At 61.8% G+C, this 20971-nt stretch carries 16 protein-coding genes; 8 read left to right on the forward strand and 8 right to left on the reverse strand.

Annotation, left to right across the window (positions count from 1 at the left end):
* Nucleotides 1-48: 48 nt before the first annotated feature.
* Both ppk2 and zapE read right to left on the reverse strand, forming a co-directional pair.
* Complete coding sequence (ppk2, locus tag D3250_RS10770) at nucleotides 49-981, reverse strand: polyphosphate kinase 2 (protein ID WP_119903380.1); 933 nt, start codon at nucleotides 979-981, stop codon at nucleotides 49-51.
* 85 nt (nucleotides 982-1066) lie between these two features.
* A complete protein-coding gene (gene zapE / locus D3250_RS10775) occupies nucleotides 1067-2134 on the reverse strand; it encodes a cell division protein ZapE (protein ID WP_119903381.1) in 1068 nt (355 codons plus the stop codon).
* A gap of 78 nt (nucleotides 2135-2212) precedes the next feature.
* On the opposite strand from zapE, the gene D3250_RS10780 reads away from it, so the two are divergent.
* Both D3250_RS10780 and D3250_RS10785 read left to right on the forward strand, forming a co-directional pair.
* Entirely contained in the window at nucleotides 2213-2665 is a 453-nt protein-coding gene (locus tag D3250_RS10780) for a SufE family protein (RefSeq protein WP_119903382.1), read from the forward strand.
* A 17-nt stretch (nucleotides 2666-2682) separates the two neighbouring features.
* Entirely contained in the window at nucleotides 2683-3393 is a 711-nt protein-coding gene (locus D3250_RS10785) for a glycerophosphodiester phosphodiesterase family protein (protein ID WP_119903383.1), read from the forward strand.
* Here the strand turns inward: D3250_RS10785 and D3250_RS10790 are convergent.
* On the reverse strand, nucleotides 3385-4689 hold the full coding sequence (locus D3250_RS10790) for an alpha/beta hydrolase family protein (RefSeq protein WP_119903384.1): 1305 nt from the start codon (nucleotides 4687-4689) through the stop codon (nucleotides 3385-3387). The two genes, D3250_RS10785 and D3250_RS10790, sit on opposite strands and share 9 nt — an antisense overlap.
* Nucleotides 4690-4757: 68 nt before the next feature.
* Here D3250_RS10790 and msrB point away from each other — a divergent pair, with 68 nt between their 5' ends.
* From msrB to D3250_RS10815, 5 genes are all read left to right on the forward strand, one after another.
* Nucleotides 4758-5168 (forward strand): peptide-methionine (R)-S-oxide reductase MsrB, encoded by a 411-nt coding sequence (gene msrB / locus D3250_RS10795; protein ID WP_119903385.1) that lies wholly within the window; start codon nucleotides 4758-4760, stop codon nucleotides 5166-5168.
* A 1-nt stretch (nucleotide 5169) separates the two neighbouring features.
* Nucleotides 5170-6234 carry a threonine aldolase family protein gene (locus D3250_RS10800; RefSeq protein ID WP_119903386.1) on the forward strand — a complete coding sequence of 355 codons (1065 nt, stop codon included), beginning with the start codon at nucleotides 5170-5172 and terminating at the stop codon, nucleotides 6232-6234.
* A gap of 35 nt (nucleotides 6235-6269) precedes the next feature.
* Nucleotides 6270-6872 (forward strand): DUF3000 domain-containing protein, encoded by a 603-nt coding sequence (locus D3250_RS10805; protein ID WP_119903387.1) that lies wholly within the window; start codon nucleotides 6270-6272, stop codon nucleotides 6870-6872.
* Nucleotides 6872-8101, forward strand: coding sequence for an HRDC domain-containing protein (locus tag D3250_RS10810; protein WP_119903388.1), 1230 nt, complete (start codon nucleotides 6872-6874; stop codon nucleotides 8099-8101). Before D3250_RS10805 ends, D3250_RS10810 begins: the two co-directional genes overlap by 1 nt.
* Before the next feature lie 80 nt (nucleotides 8102-8181).
* A complete protein-coding gene (locus tag D3250_RS10815) occupies nucleotides 8182-10302 on the forward strand; it encodes a 3-hydroxyacyl-CoA dehydrogenase NAD-binding domain-containing protein (protein ID WP_192892599.1) in 2121 nt (706 codons plus the stop codon).
* A gap of 89 nt (nucleotides 10303-10391) precedes the next feature.
* On the opposite strand, the gene dxs is transcribed toward D3250_RS10815, so the two are convergent.
* Genes dxs through D3250_RS10835 form a run of 4 tightly spaced genes read right to left on the reverse strand, consistent with a single transcriptional unit; the run spans nucleotide 10392 to nucleotide 16006 of the window.
* A complete protein-coding gene (dxs, locus tag D3250_RS10820) occupies nucleotides 10392-12389 on the reverse strand; it encodes a 1-deoxy-D-xylulose-5-phosphate synthase (RefSeq protein ID WP_119903389.1) in 1998 nt (665 codons plus the stop codon).
* Between the two features lie 36 nt (nucleotides 12390-12425).
* Entirely contained in the window at nucleotides 12426-13343 is a 918-nt protein-coding gene (locus D3250_RS10825; protein ID WP_119903390.1) for a MaoC family dehydratase, read from the reverse strand.
* Nucleotides 13344-13349: 6 nt separating this feature from the next.
* Nucleotides 13350-14708 carry a 3-oxoacyl-ACP reductase gene (locus tag D3250_RS10830; protein WP_119903391.1) on the reverse strand — a complete coding sequence of 453 codons (1359 nt, stop codon included), beginning with the start codon at nucleotides 14706-14708 and terminating at the stop codon, nucleotides 13350-13352.
* Between the two features lie 8 nt (nucleotides 14709-14716).
* Entirely contained in the window at nucleotides 14717-16006 is a 1290-nt protein-coding gene (locus D3250_RS10835) for an acetyl-CoA C-acetyltransferase (RefSeq protein WP_119903392.1), read from the reverse strand.
* Between the two features lie 236 nt (nucleotides 16007-16242).
* Here D3250_RS10835 and D3250_RS10840 point away from each other — a divergent pair, with 236 nt between their 5' ends.
* Complete coding sequence (locus D3250_RS10840) at nucleotides 16243-18312, forward strand: acyl-CoA dehydrogenase family protein (RefSeq protein ID WP_119903393.1); 2070 nt, start codon at nucleotides 16243-16245, stop codon at nucleotides 18310-18312.
* A gap of 8 nt (nucleotides 18313-18320) precedes the next feature.
* Here the strand turns inward: D3250_RS10840 and pepN are convergent, their stop codons facing one another.
* Nucleotides 18321-20936, reverse strand: a complete 2616-nt coding sequence (gene pepN / locus D3250_RS10845) for an aminopeptidase N (protein WP_119903394.1) — start codon at nucleotides 20934-20936, stop codon at nucleotides 18321-18323.
* Between the last annotated feature and the right edge of the window lie 35 nt (nucleotides 20937-20971).

Here is a 20971-nt window from a genome sequence, read left to right on the forward strand (position 1 = left end):
TATGCCCCACCGATCCTATCGTGCAGGGCTCTCCGAACGGGCCTGCGGCTAATCACCCACGGCGTTGCGACCGCGCTGCACGATCAGCGGGTCAGGCTCAGCCACTACCGCATGATCTTTGCCTTCATACTCGAACTGCGAGAGAAAGTGCCGCATAGCGTTCAGTCGGGCACGCTTCTTATCGTTGGACTTGATGGTCATCCATGGGGCATGGTCAGTGTCGGTGCGCCGGAACATCTCCTCCTTCGCCTCGGTGTAGTCTTCCCAGCGGTCCAAGGATTCCAGGTCCATCGGGGACAGCTTCCACTGCCGGACGGGGTCGATCTGCCGAATGGCGAACCGGGTTCGCTGCTCTTTCTGGGTCACCGAGAACCAGAACTTTGTCAGGTGTATGCCGGCGTCGACAAGCATCTGCTCGAACCTCGGAGCCTGAGTCATAAAGGTCTCATAGTCTTCATCCGAGCAGAAGCCCATGACGCGTTCCACGCCGGCCCGGTTGTACCAGGAACGGTCGAAGAGCACCATCTCTCCGGCCGTGGGCAGGTAGTACGCATATCGCTGGAAGTACCACTGTCCCTGTTCGCGATCAGAGGGTTTCGAAAGTGCCACGACCCGGGCGGTCCGCGGATTGAGGTGCTCGGTGAAGCGCTTGATGGTCCCCCCTTTGCCCGCAGCGTCGCGTCCTTCAAAGACCACGACGTGCTTCAGCCCGAAGTCCTCAGCCCAGTACTGAAACTTCAGCAGCTCAACCTGCAGGTGGTACTTCTCAATTTCGTAGAGCTCCCGGCTCATTCTCTGGTCGTAAGGGTAGTTCTCCTGCCAGGTTTCTACGGCGTTGCCTTGAGGGTCGATCAGGTCAGGATCCGGGGTATGGCCGTCCTGAACGGTGTAACCTCCTTCGCGCAGCTGGTCGATGAATTCTCGGAGGTTCTGTCGAGGCTTGTTCGCTTCCAGACCCTCCCACCACTGCTGCTTGACCATTGCTGCCTGTCCTTTCTCAAGACTGGAACGTCCCTGTCATGGAAGCACCTGCTTGTTAACGTCCGATGAACGGTGACCTACCAGCCTATAGTGCCTGCTCACCCATCTGACCGGCGCGGGCCAGAGCCGTGAGGCGGGAGACTGTCCGGTAGTACTTCTTCATATAACCGCTGGAGAGCATCTCCTCGGTGAACATCTGATCAAAGGGGACTCCGGAGGCGATAATTCTCACGTCCTGGTCATAGAGCCGGTCGGCCAGGACCACGAACCGCAGACCAAGGGACTGGCTTTCAACAGTCTCTACGTCCTTGAGGACCAGGACCTCTACCCCAGTGACAAGCTGACGGTACCGGCTGGGGTGGACTTTGCTCAGATGGTCGCAGAGAGTGTTGAAGTCATCCACCACGCGCGCCTGCTCGGGGTATTGCCGGGCCGCAAAGTCTTCCAGCTCCTCAGTGCTCAGCGGGGCAGGCGCCTCCGGCAGACCGCGGTGACGGTAGTCTTCACCATCGACCCGAATCACCCGGAACTGGTCTGCCAGCACCTGGATTTCGCGCTTGAAGTCAGCCGCGGCGAACCTGCCATCGCCCAGTGAACCTGGGAGGGTATTGGAGGTGGCAGCCAGTTTCACTCCAGCGTCAGCCAACTCGCGAAGCAGGCGCGACATGAGAGTGGTGTCACCGGCGTCGTCGAGTTCAAACTCGTCAATGCAGACAAGCTGGTAGTCACTGAGCACCTCGACCGTCTTGCGGAAGCTGAGCGCGCCGACCAGATTCGTATACTCCACAAAGGTTCCAAAGGCTCGTTCATCCTCTGGAACGCCTTGCTCGGCTGCCGCGTGATACAAGGACGCCAGCAGGTGCGTCTTCCCCACTCCGAAGCCCCCGTCAAGGTAGATTCCGGCTGGCCCGTGCGGTTTTGCTCTGCCGCCGAACAGCTTGCCGATAAAGGACGACGACGCCCGCTTCCCCACTGTGCCGGAAAATTCACGCAACGCAGTGACCGCCTGCTTCTGAGACGGATGGGCCGGATCGGGGATATAACTGTCGAACGAGACCTCCGAGAAGCGGAAGGAGGGTCGCAGACCCGCCAGAAGGTCATTGACAGTGACCTGTGGAGCACGTTCGGACAGCGGTTGGACAGCAGAAGACATGACCACTACTTTACGCCGGTGAGTCATGATGGCCCGGACACCACAGATGTACGGCCTCGCAGGGTCTACGCTTAACCTATGACTGACGATCCGAACCTTCCTCCGGCCCTGGCCGAGATCGTGGAGGACTTCCACGCTGTGGGTGATCGCGAGCGCTTGGAGCTGCTGCTCGACTTTTCCCGCGAACTGCCCGAACTGCCCGAGAAATACGGCGGTAACTATGCGGAGTCTATGGAGCAGGTGGTGGAGTGCCAGTCGCCGCTGTTCCTCGCTATTGAACACAACGACGACGGTACGGTCGAGCTGATCTTCGCCGCCCCTGCCGAAGCCCCTACCACACGCGGATTCGCGTCCATCCTGCAGCAGGGCCTCTCAGGGCTCAGCGGCGAAGAGATTCTCGCGGTCCCCGACGACCTGCACCAGCGGCTCGGATTGGCCAAATCCATCACTCCTCTGCGGCTGCGGGGAATGGCGGCCATGCTGAGGCGGATCAAACGTAATATTCAACAGCAATTGACCCCTGTCCAGTGAGCCGAGTTCCGTCGTGGATGCTGACACGACCGGTGGCCCACCGCGGGCTGCACAGCGAGGGTGTGCCGGAGAACACACTGGCTGCCTTCGCGGCAGCTGTCGAAGCAGGGCATCCGATCGAACTGGACGTTCAGCTGACCGCCGATAATCAGATGGTGGTCCACCATGACACTGATCTGCGCAGACTCTCAGGCCGCACAGAAAAGGTGCGTGATCTGACGGTGCAGCAGCTGCGCGAGGTGCGAATCGATGGCACTGACCAGCATCCTCCCGGTTTGCTCGAGACCCTCGAATTCATCGACGGTCGAGTCCCTGTGCTCCTGGAGATCAAAGCCGGAGACCCCCGATACCTGCGAGCCTCAGCCACGGCAGCCGCTCTGCGGGACTACAGTGGTCCGCTGGCGATCCAATCCTTCGATCCGTTCATCGTGGCCTGGTTCAACCGTAACGCTCCGGAGGTTCTCCGCGGCCAACTTGCTGGGAGCATGGCCGATGTCCAGACTGTCCGCTGGGGCACCCGGTGGCTGCTGCAGAACTTGGCCTTCACTGCTGTCTCTCGTCCAGATTACGTCGGGTACGAATTCGGATTCACCACCACCCCGCGTGCCTGGCTCATCCGAAAAAAGTGGCCTCTGCTGCTGTGGACGATTACGTCCCGTAAAGACATGAATCGGGCCCTCACTTTAGGTGACAACGTCATTTTCGAAGGATTCGATCCCTCAGGATGACTCCCCGGGCAGCGGTTCGCTGAACAGCTCGGTGACCCATTCGTACACCGCAGACTCCCACCTTTCCGGGTGACAGTTCCACTCCTTGACATGGCGCGCCCGGTGGAATGGTACGAAGCTGACGAGACCGTTGCGCTCAGCCAACTCGTGGCTGGGCTGATACGGAACGACTTCATCGTCGACACTGTGCAGAAGGAGGCTGCGCGTGTGCAGCTGGTCCGCCCGAGCGATCCAGTTCAGTGCCTTGAGGTCAAGCGGTGCGGCCAGGCCGGTCACTTTCCGCCCCGCTTCGTTGGCCAGCAACCACTGGGCGAATCGTCCGACTGGTTCGGGCACTCGGCGTTCCCGAGCCTGGTGACTGAGGACATCAATCCAGTCGATAACCGGTCCAGTGAGCACCAGGCCGCGAACTCGAGGGGTCAGCCGAGACCGATCAGCCACCTGGAGCGCGACAGCTCCACCCATGGACCAACCGAAGAGTATGACATCCTCGGCCCCATGGTCGAGTGCATACTGCACCGCCACTTCGACGTCTTCCCATTCCGTTCCGCCAAGTCCGTAGAGTCCATCCGGGCCCGCAGGAGCTTCGCCATCGTTGCGGTAGGAGACCAGTAGGGAATCAATTCCGAGCTTGCTGGCAGCAGAGAGCGCCTTGATGCCCTCCACCCGTGTGCCGGTCCGGCCGTGCACCATAATCGCCCAAACCTTCTTATCGGCCAACGGACCGTCCGGGTTGCGGTGCGGCACGTACCATGCGGGTGCATCCCCCACGGGGAGTCCGAGCATGACATCGGTACAGGGGAATCCAGCTTCGGCGGGGCTGCGGTACAGCGCCGAACTGATGGACGCCGACCTCGTTTTCCGCAGGTCACCGCCGTCGACGCCCAAGACCCTTCGAGTCACCGTCCCGTGCTTAGGCTCCAGGGCAGTAATCCCGCCTATACGCGCCACGGCCGTGCCGCGATCAAAGTGCAGTCCGTATGTACCCTCGACCACTGTGTCGGCGGTGACCGGCAGAATGACCTGGAGCCCTTCCGTATCTTCTATCACGGCCAGGACCTCAAGGTCCTCCGTTTCGTCGTGGACGGGGGTGACCACGACACGTGCAAGATATGCGGAGGCGCTGGACATGAGGCCAGCAAGAGCTGTCCCGACCGTCAGCCCCGCTCCGGCGCCCAGGAGGGCAGCCCGTATCCACGGGGTGGGTTCAGGTTCGCGCTGCCAATCGGGCAAGCGCTGGGCCAATCGGATCGCGTCGGTCGTCCGCTTCCGTGTTCGCCTGAGCTCAGCTTTCATGATCCTCCCCCGGCCTCCGACTCCCCCTACTGTACGTGCCGCCCCGTGAGGGCCCCTAAACTGGTCTCATGCAGAACGATCCATTCCGCAATAAGCTCAACGACTTCGAGTTTCACGTACTGCGTGAGGGAGGGACCGAGCGGCCCTACACGGGAGAGTACTGGGACAATAAGGAGTCCGGCACCTATTACTGCAGAGCCTGCGGTGCCAAGCTTTTTGAGTCGGAGACCAAGTTTGACTCCCGCTGCGGCTGGCCTAGCTTCTTCAAGCCGGCAGAAGATTCCAATGTGACCTATATCAACGATTCCAGCATGGGCATGACGCGTATAGAGGTCCAATGCGGATCCTGCGCCTCACATTTGGGCCACGTCTTCGAAGGCGAGGGGTTCAACACCCCGACTGACCTCCGGTACTGCATCAACTCAGCCTCCATGACGTTCGAACGTGCTGTGGGCCCTCACGGCACGGTGACGGACTGATATGGCAAAGCAGCGCTCTGCGGCTACTCATTTGGACCCCAGCTTCGCATCCGACAATGTCGCGGGAATCAGCCCCAGCATCCTTGCCGCACTCGGCCAAGCGAATGAAGCATCCGCGGCCCCCTACGGCGGAGACGCGGTTTCAGCTCAGCTGGAAGAGTGGGCCAAGGCGGAATTTGGGGCTCAGGCGGAGATCTATCCGGTGTTCAACGGTACTGGCGCCAACGTGGTCGCCCTGCAAGCGATGCTTCCCCGGTGGGGCGCCGCTATATGCAGCGCAGGGGCTCATCTGAATAATGATGAGGGTGCCGCTCCGGAACGTCTGGGGTCCATTAAGCTCCTTCCCCAGGACGTACCTGATGGCAAGCTGAGGCCCCTCGATGTTGAGGCTGAGCTGGGCGCGCTGGGTTTCGTGCATGCCGCTCAGCCGTTGGCTGTCACACTCACCCAGTCCACAGAAGTGGGCAGCCTCTACAGTCTGGAGGAGCTCGAGGCCGTGACCGCCACCGCCCACCAGCATGGGATGGGTGTGCATATTGACGGTGCCAGGCTGTCCAACGCAGCGGCCGCTCTGGGCGTGGGCCTGGGCGAGATGACAGCTCGTGCAGGTGCCGACGTAGTGTCGTTGGGCGGGACCAAGAACGGCGCACTCGCTGCTGAGGCCGTGGTGGTGGTCAACCCCGCTCGCGTCTCGGGACTCGGCTTCATCCGGAAGTACTCGATGCAGCTGGCCAGCAAACAGCGATTCATCTCAAGCCAGCTTCTCGAACTTTTCAGTACGGACCTCTGGCACCGCAATGCCGAACAAGCGAATGCGCAGGCCTCGAAGCTGGCCGAGAAGCTGCGCGGCCTGGAGGGAGTGCACGTACCCACCGCACCCTCGGTAAACGCCGTCTTTCCGGAAGTACCCTTAGATATGGCGGCCCGCATTCAGAGCAGGTATCTGGTCCACACCTGGGACACTGCACCCTCAGGCAACCCAGTCCTGCGCCTCATGTGTTCCTGGGAGACCACCGATGATCAGATCGAAGCCCTGGTCGGGTGTGCGGTCTCGCGGCGTGCCTGACCCAGTACCGCGGGGGGTTTCCATACGCTTAGGTTGTGAGCGTATTCGGCCCCCTCGCCGGAAGCCCCGCGCGTCCGGAGTCCAGCATCGATGAGGTGCCTGCCCTGTTCCGCAGTGCAATCGATCAACTGCGGCGGGCCTCCCCACGAGCTGATGCGGTCGTTGAAGAAGTCCCCGCCCCGGTCAGGCTTGCCCCATACGCAGCCGCCCTGAGCGCCGAGATAGCCGACCACCCAGCCACTGGTCGCTTCATTCTCCTGCATGATCCAGCCGGGCAACAGTCGTGGGGTGGAAATTTTCGAGTCGTCATCTACATTCGTGCTGAACTGGAACCCGAAATGGGCAACGACCCGCTTCTGGCCTCAGTTGCCTGGACCTGGTTAAGCGATTCTCTGGCCCAGCACGGAGTCCAGCACTCACATGCTGGGGGCACCGCAACCCGAATCCTTTCTGAGTCCTTCGGATCCCTCAGGCTTCGCGAGGCCACGAACGACGTCGAGCTGCGCGCCTCTTGGACACCGGAGGACTCACAGTTCGGACCGCATCTCGAAGCGTGGGCGGACATGGTCTGCTCCTTCGCCGGACTCCCCCCACTTCCTGACGGCGTGGTCGCTCTACCGCATATACGGAGAGGCTGATGGAGGATCCGAATACGGAGCCGCTGCCCCTGATCACCGAGCCCGACGAGGGCGTACCTGGCGTGATCGAGAGCGAACGTGGGCTTGCACGCGCTGCGGAGGCACTCGCCGCGGGACACGGCCCAGTCGCTGTGGATGCCGAACGAGCTTCGGGTTTTCGGTACGGCCAACGAGCCTTCCTTGTACAGCTCAAGCGTGCTGGAGCGGGGATCTGGCTCATAGATCCCGAGCCTTTCAGCCGTTTGGATCCAATTCAACAGGCCCTGTATGACACCGAGTGGATACTCCACGCGGCCACTCAGGACCTGCCGTGTCTGGCAGAGCTGGGGATGCAGCCGCGCCAGCTCTTCGACACCGAACTTGCGGCTCGGCTCGCCGGACTGCCTCGGGTGGGTCTGGGAGCTGTCGTTGAACAGCTCCTCGGGGTGCGGCTTGCCAAAGAGCACTCCGCCGCTGACTGGTCCCGGAGGCCCCTGCCCAGGGAATGGCTCCGCTACGCCGCTCTCGATGTGGACCTGCTGATCCCGCTTCGCGATGAGCTCTCAGCACGGCTGGAAACCCAGCGGAAGATTGACTGGGCGCACCAGGAGTTTGACCACCTCCGCACCTTCGATCCGCCCAGCGTGCCGAGATCCGACCGTTGGCGCAAGACCTCGGGACTCAGCAAACTTAAATCCCCCCAGAAGCTTGCGGCGCTCCGAGAACTCTGGAACGAGCGAGAGTCGCTGGCTGAAAAAAGAGATGTAGCACCGACTCATCTGCTGCCCGATCGCGCTCTCGTCGCCGCAGCGGACGCGCTTCCGCGAACTGTGCCGCAGCTTCTGGCCGTGCCCGGCTTCCAAGGCCGAGCCGCCAAGCGTGAGGCCCGACGCTGGCTCCGGGCGATTCAAGCGGGGGCTGGGGTGGAGGAGTTCCCTCCACCCCAGCGCTCCACTGGCGTTCCTCCCCCACCACGAACGTGGAAAGACCGCAATCCTCTGGCCTTCCGCCAGTTCCGCACCGCGCGGGAACGACTGGCCCGGCGCGCTGCCCAGCTGCAGGTGATGCCGGAGTCGCTGCTGGCACCAGCAGTGCTCAAGCAGATCTGTTGGACTCCGCCGGTTGTACTCGAGCCCGATACAGTCGCGACCGCTCTCGCGCAGCATGGGGCTCGCCCTTGGCAGGTTAACGAAGTATCGGCCATCGTCACAGTCGCGATGCTTGAACCCGACGAGCTGACCGATCTCTAACCGATGATGGCCAGCTGTATTACTGGTGGGTAGTATGTGATTCAGAACGCATCTTGCCCACTCATCAAAGGAGGCCACCGTTGCCCGCCGAATTTTCACGCTACCGCCACCTGACGGAGAACTTTCAACATGAGCTAATCACCCAGGCCAATGTTGAGGATGTTAATCTGCCCGGCGACTCAGGCACTCTTGCCTTGATTAGGTTGGACAATCATGAGGAGAAGCGTCCCAACACCTTGGGGCCCGGCTCACTCATCGCCTTCGGTGAGGCTGTCAGCGCCCAGTATGCTCGGGCCGAGTCCGGGGAGATCGCAGCCCTGGGAATCATCGGCAAACCTGGAGTTTTTGCAGCAGGTGCAGATATTGTCTCCGCTCGCGAACTGACGGAAACTCAGCACGGCATTGATCTCGCCGAGCTTGGTCACGATGTCTTCAATCTGGTGGAGGACTTTCCGCTGCCGACCTTTGCTTTCGTCAACGGCTCCGCCCTGGGCGGCGGCCTTGAAGTTGCACTGCCGGCCGACTATCGGACCATCTCGGCCGCGACGAAAGCCATTGGTCTGCCTGAGGCCTTTCTCGGCCTTGTCCCCGGCTGGGGCGGCATCTTCCGTCTCCCCAATCTGATCGGCCCGGAGGCGGCCGCGCAGGTCATCTTCGTCAACCCGCTGAACAACAATAAGACCCTCAACGGCCAGAAAGCCTATGAGATCGGCATCGCTGACACTGTGTTGGAAGAATCCACATTTGAGCAGGACTCCTTGGAATGGGCCGCCAAAGTCGTGGGCAAAGACGAAGCCGCCCTCGCCGCAATAACGGACCACCGCACCCATGACTCCGGGCAGGACGCTTGGGCGCGAGCTGTCCAGACAGCCGAAGAGACGATCACAGCGAAGACCGGAAACTCTGCACCCGGTCCGCTGCGCGCCCTGGAGATTTTCCGGCAGGTGTCCCAGAGCTCTCGTGAGCAGGACAGAGTGCGGGAAGTCGATGCCCTGGGTGAGCTGTTGGTCAGTGATGAGTTCAAAAATGTGGTCTACGGATTCATGGAGCTCGTGCAGAAGCGGGCTAAGAAGCCGGCCGGTGTCCCGCAGGCAAGTCCGCGCAAGGTCAACAGCGTCGGCGTCGTCGGCGCCGGTCTGATGGCCTCCCAGCTGGCACTGGTCTTCGCGCAGCAGCTGCGAGTTCCCGTAGTAATCAGCGATCTGGATCAGCAGCGAGTGGATAAGGGGCTGGCTTACATTGCCGAACAGAACTCCAAGCAGGTCAGGAAGGGCCGTCTCACCCAGGAACAGGCAGATGCTCTCACTGGTCTCGTCACCGGTTCCACCGAGAAGGCAGCCTACGCCGAGGCAGACTTCGTCATAGAGGCGGTCTTCGAGGAGATCAGCGTGAAGAAGCAGGTCTTCGCCGAGTTGGAAGACATCGTGTCTTCGGAGACGATCTTGGCGACGAACACATCGTCCCTCTCAGTGACAGAGATGGCCGCCGACCTCAAGCACCCCGAACGAGTGATCGGATTCCACTTCTTCAACCCGGTTCAGGTCATGCCCTTGGTTGAGATCGCCCGCACCGCGCGTACCGCAGACGAGCCGATCGCCACCGCTTTCGAGCTGGCGGCCTCACTCCGGAAAACACCCGTACTGACCAAGGACACAACAGCGTTTGTAGTCAACCGCCTGCTGCTGAGACTGATGGCCGAGGTGCAGAAGGCCTTCGACCTTGGCACCGAAGCCCGCACCGCTGATCAAGCGCTGAAACCGCTGGGGCTTCCCATGACTCCTTTCGAGCTGCTGTCTATGGTGGGGCTTCCGGTTGCCCAGCACGTGACCGAATCGCTGCAAACTAGCTTCGGCGACAGGTTCTATGTGTCCAAGAACCTGCAGTCGCTCATCGATCATGGTGTCACCGAGATTTGGAGCACCGACGAGTCAGGCGCTCAACACATCAAAGACTCCACATTGGAGCTCATGGAGTTCGGCAACTCCCCCCAGTCCTCGGAGCAGGTGTTGAACACAGTGTTGGAGGCGCTGGCTGAGGAGATCGGCCTGATGCTGAAGGACCAGGTGGTCTCCTCACCCAAGGACATCGATCTGTGCATGATCCTGGGGGCAGCATGGCCGTTCCACCGCGGCGGGATCACCCCGTACTTGGACCAGCTGGGCATCAGCCAGCGCGTCAACGGCGCTCCCTTCCACGGCTGAGCGGGCGGAACCCCCAGCACCAGCACCAGGGAAGCCACATACCGCTGAGTGCTCACCCGCTTTCGCAAGACGACGGAGGCGGGTGAGCACTAACGTTGGGCTCGAAAAGCTGGGATCTCTCCAGTGGGAAGGTCTTCGCCGGGAAGCCGCCGCGCGAAGGGGACTTTGGTGCCGAGCACTTGTGCCACAGTGTCATGGGCGATCTGAGCGGATGTCAGCCCCACTCGTTCCAATACCTGACTGCGGGAGCCGTGGCCCAAAAACTTCACGGGAAGGCCCACTTCGTTGAGCGCTGTGTCGACACCGGCTTCCCGCATGACTTGTCGGATGCGCGACCCCACACCACCAGCTTTCACACCATCCTCAATACAGACGACGATTCGGTGCCGAGCAGCTAGCGCCACCACTGACTCTGGAACGGGCAGCACCCACCGTGGGTCCACGACCGTCGCGGTGATTCCCTGGTCTTCTAAGCGGCGTGCCACATCGAGTGAGAGTTCGCCCATGGCGCCAACTGAGACGATCATGACGTCGTTCGTGTACGAACCATCTTTGTCTCTGTCACTACTGGTGTAGAGCACGTCGACGCTGTCCCTGAGTCTCTCCACCGCATCGAGCTCATCATTGACGGTGCCCTTAGAGAACCGGATCACAGTGGGTGCTTCCTCGACAGCCACAGCTTCGCGCAGCTCTTCACGCAAGCGTGTGGAGTCTCTCGGTGCGGCGATGCGCAGGCCCGGCACGATCTGTAACAGAGAGAGGTCCCACATGCCGTGGTGGCTGGGACCATCTGGGCCCGTCACCCCTGCGCGGTCCAGAACGAAGGTGACTCCGGCCTTATGGAGCGCGACGTCCATCAACACCTGGTCGAAGGCTCGGTTGAGAAACGTGGCGTAGAGGGCGACGACGGGATGCAGGCCTCCATAGGCCAGTCCTGCAGCGGAAGCCACCGCATGCTGCTCAGCAATCCCGACATCAATGACGCGGTCCGGGTGTCTTGCGGCGAGAGTGCGCAGCCCCACCGGGGTGAGCATCGCTCCTGTCAGAGCCACAATGTCGTTGCGCTCATCAGCGATCGCGGCAATTTCCTCTTCGAAAACTGACGTCCACGAACGTGCAGCACCGCGGGCGACCGGATCACCCGTCTCCGGATCTATCACCCCGACCGCATGGAACTGGTCAGCCTCGTCGGCTCTGGCGGGCGCGTAACCACGGCCCTTCTCCGTCAGGGCATGCACGATGACTGGACCCTCATACTTTCGGGCGTCACCCAGTGCCTCCTCCAACGCTGACTGGTCATGACCGTCAACCGGACCGATGTACTTCATCCCCAGGTCCTCAAAGAGGCCCTGCGGAGCCCAGAAATCCTTGGCCCCCTTCTTGGCAGCATGCAGGCTGCGGTACATCACTCGCCTCATGGGACCCCCGCTCACGAGTCTGCGTTTGGTCCCATCCATCACCGATTCGTAGACGGGGTGGGTCCGGACCTTGTCCAGGAAGCCTCGCCGAAGCGTGGAAAGCTGATTGGCAATCCCCCCGACGGTGGGAGCGTAAGAGCGGCCGTTGTCGTTGACCACTATGACGACGCGGCGGTCCTTGTCGGCGGCAATATTATTCAGTGCCTCCCACGCCATGCCGCCGGTCAGTGCGCCGTCTCCGATGATCGGCACTACATAGCGGTCGCCCTCCCCCGCCAACGCCCGGGCGCGGGAAATCCCGTCGGCCCACGCGAGGGAGCTTGAGGCGTGGGAGGACTCGACAATGTCATGAACAGACTCAGAGCGGTCCGGGTAGCCTGCAAGCCCACCCTGCTGACGAAGTGTCGAGAAGTCCTGACGGCCGGTGAGCAGTTTGTGGACATATGACTGATGCCCCGTGTCAAAGATGATGGAGTCCCGGGGAGAGTCGAAAATCCGGTGAATCGCCAGTGACAGCTCAACGACGCCGAGGTTGGGGCCCAGGTGCCCTCCTGTGGCGGAGACATGGGTGATGAGGAATTGACGTATCTCCTCAGCCAGCCGTTCCACCTGCTCAACAGTGAGCTTGGACAGGTCCTGTGGTGAGCGGATCGTAGGAAGAATGCTCATTGATTCAGTCTACCGACATCGGCTGGTCAAAGACCGTTACGGCAAGGTCAGCTCACCAGTGAAGTGCCGGCGCACTGTCCGCGGGTTCCAACCCACGAACCTCTGCGACTTCTCATTGACCTGTTGGGCGGAAAAGGCGACTTTCCCGGGAAGCCCGACCGGTGCGTCGAAGCTGATTTTCCAACTATGCCCTGCACTCTCCGGCTCGCGCCCCTCCAACATCCGGGCCGCCAGATACATTCCATGCACAATCGCACCCTTCTGACCAAGCGCCTTACCAGTCAGAGTGCTGAGGTGTATGGGATTGTAGTCTCCGGAGACCGCCGCGTACTGCCTGCCAGCATCAGCTCCGAGTGTCCACACTCCAGTCTTCGACGGTGGAGTGAACTCTTGCCGCACCTGAGTCGCAGCCTCCGTCTTGGAATAGAGGTACGTGCCCAATCCAAGGTAACGGGATCTGCTCGTGTACAACTGGTCTTGGGGCCCGGCTGTCTTGACATCAAGTCCCTTCGGGTAGAACTCAAGGACGATGTCCACTTGGGTCCCGCGACGGTGTGACGCAAAATTCTCGGCTCGGGCCAGGATCTGCAGCGGGGTGCCCGCGTGAACCGACTGGTGGTGGTTGACCTCGTTTGACAGATGAACCATGCCCATCAGTGGCAGTGGAAAATCATCCCGGGACATCAGAGCCATCTGCACTGGGAAGCCGGCGATGTGGAGCATCACAGACGGCAGCGACCGCCGATGCGAGCCGTCGAAGGACTCTCCGGCGACCAGCCGCCGGTACTGCTCAGCCTGATCTTCGGTGAGACCAGGGTGCTCGGCGAGCACGGGTCGCTCCGGCAGCGCTTTGAGGCTCCCGCCAGGAGACAGCTTTGCCCGTGCCGCGCTGAGGACCGCCTTTTGGTACAGATGCTTCAGCTTCGGCAGTGGAATGCGAATCGGATCACTCATGGGTTTTCACGCTCCTACCAGGTTCTGGCCACAGACGCGCAGCGTCAGCCCGGAGGTGCCGGCGGCCGCTGGGGAGGCCAGATAGGCAATAGTCTCCGCCACGTCCTCCGGACGCCCTCCTTGGTTCAGGGAGTTCAATCGCCGCGCCACCTCACGAGTGGCCAAGGGCATCTTCGCGGTCATCTCAGTCTCGATGAAACCCGGAGCGACAGCATTCACGGTGCCGTGCCGGGCCTGCAGCTGAGCTGACGAGGCAGACACCATACCCATCACACCAGCTTTGGAGGCCGCATAATTCGACTGGCCACGGTTGCCCGCAATACCCGAGGTGGAGGCCAGTGAGACCACGCGTGGTCCCACTGTGCCCTCAGGACGGTTGAACAGCTCTGAGTTGAGCAGAGCCCGATTCATCCTCAGCTGAGACTCAATATTGACCGCGATCACGGAGTCCCATCGTGAGCTGTCCATATTTGCCAGCAGCTTGTCCCGAGTAATGCCGGCGTTGTGCACCACTATGTCCAACCGGCCGTAGTACTGCTCAGCATGATCAAGAATTCGTTCCCCGGCGTCATCGCGGGTGATGTCCAGCTGCAGGGCTGTGCCGGAGACTTCATTGGCCACCCGGGCCAGCTGCTCGCCCGCCGCTGGCACATCTACCGCAATGACTCGTGCTCCATCACGGTGCAGGGTGCGAGCAATCGCCGCTCCGATGCCGCGTGCCGCACCGGTCACTACAGCCACCTGCCCTGCCAGTGGGGCTGCCCAGTCCGTAGGCAGTGTCCCGTTGACGGAGTCCACGGTGATGAACTGGCCGGAAACAAAAGCTGAGCGCCCCGAAAGCAGGAAGCGCAGGGCTCCGGCCACCGAGGGTGCTGCCATATCCAGCTCTTCGTGGAGCACGATGCCGTTAGCCGTGCCGCCGGCCCGCATTTCGTGAGCTAAGGAACGAGTCAAACCCTCCACGCCCTTGCGAGCGGCACGTACTGCCGGATCCTCAGTGTGTTCCGGATCGCGGAACACCGTGATGACACGCGCGGAGGATTTCAGCTGCTTCAGCAGCCCACCGACTCCAAGGACGGTCTCGCTGAGTTGGGCGGGCGTGGCCACCGAGTCAAACATTGCCACCACTGCGGCAACTCTGTCCTTGGGGCCGATGTGCCTGCGCACGTCCAGCCCCCAGCCCAGCAGATGACGCGCCAAAGTGTCCGAGGCCTCGGTCGAGCCGATGACCATCACGGGCCCGTGGATGATGGGATCCTCCGGCCGATAGCGGCGGAGCTTAGCCGGCTGCGGCAGTCCCAGTGCGCTGGTGAGCTTCTTGCCAAAGCCGGTGTTGGCGAATTCGGTGTAGGAGTCCTGAGCCATGAAGCACCTCACCGCCCTTCGATGATTGCAGTGATTCCCTGACCGCCAGCGGCGCAGACCGAGATGAAGCCGAGTTTGCCCGGCTTCCCGTGGAGCAGCTTGGCAAGCGTCGCCACGATCCGTCCGCCGGTTGCCGCGAAAGGATGACCCGCAGCCAGTGAGGAGCCGTGGACGTTAAGCTTGCTGCGATCGATGCTGCCCAGCGGCTGATCCAGCCCCAGGACATCCCGACAGAAGTCCGCGGACTCCCAGGCTTTCATCTGCGCGAGCACCGTCGAGGCGAATGCCTCGTGGATCTCGAAGTACTCAAAATCTTCGAACGTGAGACCGTTGCGCTTGAGCATACGGGCTGCAGCATAGGTCGGGGCCATCAACAGGCCCTCCGCACCATCGACGAAGTCCACTGCCCCTTGCTCATAGTCCACAAAGTTCGCCAGCTTGGGCAAGTCGTGGGCATCGGCCCACTCCTCCGAACCCAGCAGCACCGCAGAGGCCCCGTCCGTCAGCGGAGTGGAGTTGGCCGCTGTCATGGTGGCGTTCTCACCCAGGTCCTTGCCGAAGACTGGTGAAAGCTTCGTCAGCTTCTCCATGCTGGAGTCGGCCCGCAGGTTGTTGTCAGCGTTGAGTCCCTTGAACGGCGAGACGAGATCGTCGAAGAAGCCGCTCTCATATGCAGCCGCCAAGTTCTTGTGCGATGCCACCGCCAGTTCGTCCTGCTCCTGACGGCTGATGCCCCACTTATCAGCGGTGATGGCCATATGCTCACCCATGGACAGACCGGTACGCGGCTCCCCAGTGCCTGGTGCCTGCGGAGCCAGGTGCCCGGGCCGAATCTTCGCCAGAGCCTTCAGCCGCTGTCCCGCGCTCTTGGCCCGCGTGGCTTCCATCAGGATCGCCCGCAGCTCATCGCTGACCACGATGGGAGCATCGGAGATGGAATCGACCCCACCGCCGATCGCTGAGTCGATCTGACCCAGCTTGATCTTGTTGGCCAGGGAACCGATCGCTTCGGTCCCGGTAGCACAGGCCATCTGCACATCGTAGGCCGGAGTTCTGGGGTCCAATGGGGTGCCGAGCGCCGATTCGCGCACCAGGTTGAAGTTCTTCGAATGCTTCAGAACCGCTCCACCAGAGACTGCGCCAAGCTGCTCGCCCTGCAATCCGTATCGGGCCACCAAACCATTCAGCGCTGAGGTCAGCATGGCCTGGTTGGAAGCCTTTGCGTAGGCGCCGTGGGCACGGGCGAAGGGAATTCGATTTCCACCGATGATGACGGCGTCGCGCGGTGTTTCTGCCATGGTCTGCTCCTGAGGGATCGCCAATATTACTCGTCAGTATCTTAGACTACCTGTGTTAGCTGTCACTTTCACCCTAGGGGTCTCTTCGTCTGTGCACTCGCCGGTTCTGGCGAGCGGCGTGGCCCGTCATCCGTCAGATTACTGTCGCACATTCGATCGAGTAGCCAAGTTACTGGTCAGTATCTTAGACTGGATGTGTTGACTATCACTGACCCAAGACACTGAGGAGTTCACCCATGGGCGCTCACGACGACGCCACCACCGGCCCCATCGACACTGCCGCAGTGGACAAATCTCACCTCGAGGAGCTCATGCTGGGCCGCTGGGCTGAGACCCGGCGGACGGCCCGGGCTGTGTTAAGAGATCCCATGTTCCACAAGGTGGAGAACCTCACCAAGGAGGACCAGCGCGAGCGCACGCTCAAGCAGTCCCACGCTTTGGTGGAGGCCAACGCCGTGCACCGCGCCTTCCCAGAAGAGTTCGGCGGGGACAACGACCACGGCGCCAATATCGCCGCTTTCGAAGAACTGGTCACGGCTGATCCCTCCCTGCAGATCAAGTCAGGTGTCCAATGGGGGCTCTTCGGAGCCGCGGTCCTCCACCTTGGGTCATACGAGCACCAAAAGCAGTGGTTGCCGGGCATAATGGACTTGTCGGTGCCTGGCGCCTACGCCATGACAGAGTTTGGCCACGGTTCTGACGTCGCCGCGCTCGGCACCACAGCCACCTATGACGCGGCTGCGCAGGAATTCGTCATCAATACGCCATTTGAAGCTGCGACCAAGCGCTACTTGGGCAACGCCGCCCTCCACGCCACGGCGGCGGTGGTCTTCGCGCAGTTGATCACCCATGGGGTCAATCACGGCGTGCACTGCTTCTACATGGAGATAAGGGACGCTGACGGGAATCCGCGGCCCGGTGTCACCATCAACGACGACGGCCACAAAGGTGGCCTCAACGGCGTGGACAATGGCCAGCTGAGCTTCGACCACGTGCGCATACCCCGGTTCAACCTCCTCAACCGATACGGGGATGTCGCCGAGGACGGCACTTACACCTCATCCATCACCTCCCCGGGGCGGCGTTTCTTCACGATGCTCGGGACTCTGGTCCAGGGCCGAGTGTCCCTATCCGGTGCGGCCATCGCGGCCTCCAAACTCGCACTGATCGGCGCGGTGACCTACGGCAATGAGCGCCGACAGTTCAATGCCACCTCCACCACTGAGGAAGAGGTGCTTCTGGACTATCAGCTGCATCAGCGTCGGCTGATTCCGCGCCTGGCGAAGACGGTGGCGCTGGGATTCGCTCAGGAGAAGCTGCTGGGGAAGCTCGACGAGGTGTTCTCCGGCAAAGACGACTCCGATGAGAACCGTCAGGAGCTAGAGACTCTTGCCGCGGCGGTGAAAGCCGTGGCCACCTGGCACAGTCTGGACACTCTGCAGGAAGCCCGCGAAGCATGCGGAGGTGCCGGATTCATCTCTGAGAACCGGTTCACCTCGCTCCGGGCCGACTTGGATGTTTACGCCACCTTCGAGGGAGACAACAACGTCCTCCTGCAGCTGGTCGCCAAGCGGCTGCTCGCAGACTACGCCGCCGAGTTCAAGAACGCCGATGTGGGCGCGCTCGCAAGCTATGTTGCGAATCAGGCTGGCGATCGGGTGATGCACCGGTTCGGCCTGCGTCGGGCATTGCAGGGAGTGCGTGACACGGGCGATGAACGGCGCAGCGCCAATTGGTTCAAGCAGACTGAGGTGCAGCGCGAACTCCTGGCCGGCAGGGTCCGCCAGATGGTGGTGGATGTGGCTGGAGAGCTGCGCCCCGTGGCCAAGCTTCCGGCTGAGAAGCAGGCCAAGGCATTCAACGAGCATCAGTTTGAGATCATAAATACGGCCAAAGCCCACACCGACCTGCTTCTTTGGGAAGCCTTCACCGACGGGCTCGAGAGTATCCAGGATCAAGGCACCCGCCAGGTCATGACATGGCTGCGCGACATCTACGCGCTCACCACCATTGAGGAGACCCTCGATTGGTATCTGGTCAACGGGCGGATCTCGGCCCAGCGCGCCAGAACGCTTTCGCCCTACATCAACCGTTTGGTGGCGAGAGTCCGTCCCCATGCCCAGGACGTTGTGGACTCCTTCGGATATGAGCCCGAGCATATACGGATGGAGGTGGCTTCCGGCGCCGAATCACGCCGTCAGGAACAAGCGATGGAGCATTATCGTAAATTGCGTGCTTCCTCGGAGGCGCCGCTGGATGAGAAGACGCTCCTGGAACGGGAGCGGGCGGCGGCAAGCCGTCGGTAGGCCCGTTTTTACATAGCAGCCTGCTGCGCTCGCAGTGAGCGCAGCAGGTGGTCCTCCTCCTCCAGGACGATTCGCCGCAGCGCTGTCGGTGCTGAGCCGTTCTCTTCCAGCCACTGCCGCGCCCGGCGCGCCATAGGATGGTCGGTCGGCTCCTGGCCGGCATCCAACTGTTGCACCCCGGGAAACAGTCCCCGGACAACGCGCGTCGCCTGCCCCTGGGACATGCGCTCCCACACCTCGGTGAGCGAGTCGAAGTACTGCGTCTCATAGCCTTTCGCGACACCGTGCGGATCGGCGGTGAAGCCATCCACGGTCGCTGTCAGGTGATCATTGGAGAGTTCAACGCCGTCGGCGTCCATGCCAGCAAGGGCCTGCTGCAGGGCCGCCTCCTTGATCTCCGGGTCAGGACGTGCGGCCAGCGCAAGACGATGCGCGATCCCGGCGCGGGCTGAAGTGCGGCGGTTGATCTCTGCGTCCAGCTCCTCCTTTCCGACGCGCCCATGCGCAGCCAGCGCCTGAAGGTACGACCAGCGCAGTTCCTCATCCCGTTCTGAGAGCAGCTCTGACTGCAGGTGATCCAGCTGGCTGGGGTGGCGCCGAGACACTGCGGCCAGCGTCCGAGTTGCGGCCAGACGGGCGTCGCTCGGCTGCGCCGCCGCAATGAACTCGGCCAGCCCTGCGGAAAAGCGTGCTTCTTGTTCCTCCTGTCGGCCTGCGGGAGTGTAGAGCTCGCAGGCCTGATTGGCCTGCCGGAGCAGTGACTGAACAACGGAGACCTCGGGGATATGCAGACCCAGTTGCAGCACTGCGTCCACGAACCGTTCAGCAACCAGCAGTCCGTCTCGGACCATGGACCACAGCGATGCCCAAACGGTGGCACGAGCCAGTGCGTCGCCGATCGGGTACGTCAGGGCCGCGTCTACTGAGGCGGCGTCCAGAACAACCTTGGCGTAGGTGAGATCCTGATCATTGGGCAGGACCACCCGAGGTGTCTCCTGCGCGGGAAGCTGAAGTCCAGGAACAGGCGTGAGTCCCTCCGGAGCTGTAGTGCTCAGTTCGGCGGGTACGGACTGCGCCCGAGACAGCACGCCTGTGCCGTCCAGGGTGAAAAGCCCTATCTGAATCACATGTGGCCGGCTGATGTGCTGTCCAGTCGCCGGATCCGTCCCTGACTGGTGCACCTGAACGAGTCCAGCTTCATCCCATGGGGCGCTGAGCACCGGTAGTCCGGAGGTCTGCAGCCATGCTGCGGACCAGTGGCTCATATCTTTGCCTGTCGCCTCTTCCAACACGTCTAGGAAATCCGCCAATCTTGCGTTACCGAAGGCGAAGCGAGCGAAGTAACGGCGAGCCGCCTGCCGGAAAGCCTCGGCGCCGGCGTAGGCAGCCAGCTGCTTGAGAACACTGGCGCCTTTGGCGTAGGTGATGCCGTCGAAGTTCTGGTCGGCCGCCTCGAGGTCAGGAATGTCGGCCACGATGGGGTGCGTGGTCGGCAGCTGGTCCTGTACATAGGCCCAACCCTTCCGCGAGCTCGCAAAAGCCACCCAGGCAGTGGTGAAGTCTGTGGCGGCGTCGACCGCGTATGAGCCCATGTAGTCGGCGAAAGACTCCTTCAGCCACAGATCGTCCCACCACTGCATAGTGACAAGATCGCCGAACCACATATGCGCCATCTCATGAAGGATGGTGTTTGCGCGCGTCTCATGCTGCGCTTCGGTGGCGCCGGTGTCGAACACGTGCTTCTCGGTGAAGGTAACAAGACCAGGGTTCTCCATCGCGCCTAGGTTGTACTCCGGCACGAAGACCTGATCGTACTTCCCCCAGGGGTAGGGGTAGGAGAACTCTCGGTGAAAGAAGTCCAACCCCTGCTTCGTAATCTTCAGGATCTCCTCGGCATCCAGGTACTCGGCCAAGGAGGCTCGGCAGAGCACCGCCAGGTCGATGCTGAACTCCTCGGCGTCTGGTGCGGCGCCGCGCCAGCTGTCACTGACCAGGTGGTAGGGACCGGCCAGCAGGGCCGTGACGTAGGAGCTCATCAGCTGTGTCTCAGCAAACTCGACGCGCACTACGCCGTCGCCTGCCCGGCGGCGGGATACTTCCGGGGCGTTAGAGCGCAGCTGCCACGACTCAGGTCCTGTGATCGAAAACCGAAACCGCGATTTTATGTCCGGCTGGTCGAATACTGGAAACACACGGCGGCAGTCGGCCGGTTCGTACTGGGTGTACAGATAGACCGACCCGTCACTCGGGTCCACGAAACGGTGCAGCCCTTCCCCTGACCGGGAATAGCGTGACACGGATTCGATCTCCACCACATTTGTCCCGGCGACCAGTCCCTCAAGAGTGATACCGGCAGCGCCCGCCGCCTCCGCGGGATCGCGCTCAGCTCCGTTGATCTTCAAAGAGTTCACAGACTCGCCCATGTAATCCAGGAAGGGCGCACCTGTCTGACCCTCAGCCGAAGCGGGGTCGAACACCAACTCAGTGCGGCTCGTCACTGGATAGGACGTGGCACCCTCTTCGGCGGCCGACGAAAGATCGACATGCACCGTGTATGACGACACACTGATGCAAGATGAGCGGAATGCGGCCTGGCGCCGAGTGAGGTTCGCAATTTCTGACATAGTGTTATTCAAACAGACCCACAGAGGACAGTAGG

Origin of the sequence: Nesterenkonia natronophila (assembly GCF_003595215.1) — a bacterium.
Classification (GTDB): domain Bacteria; phylum Actinomycetota; class Actinomycetes; order Actinomycetales; family Micrococcaceae; genus Nesterenkonia; species Nesterenkonia natronophila.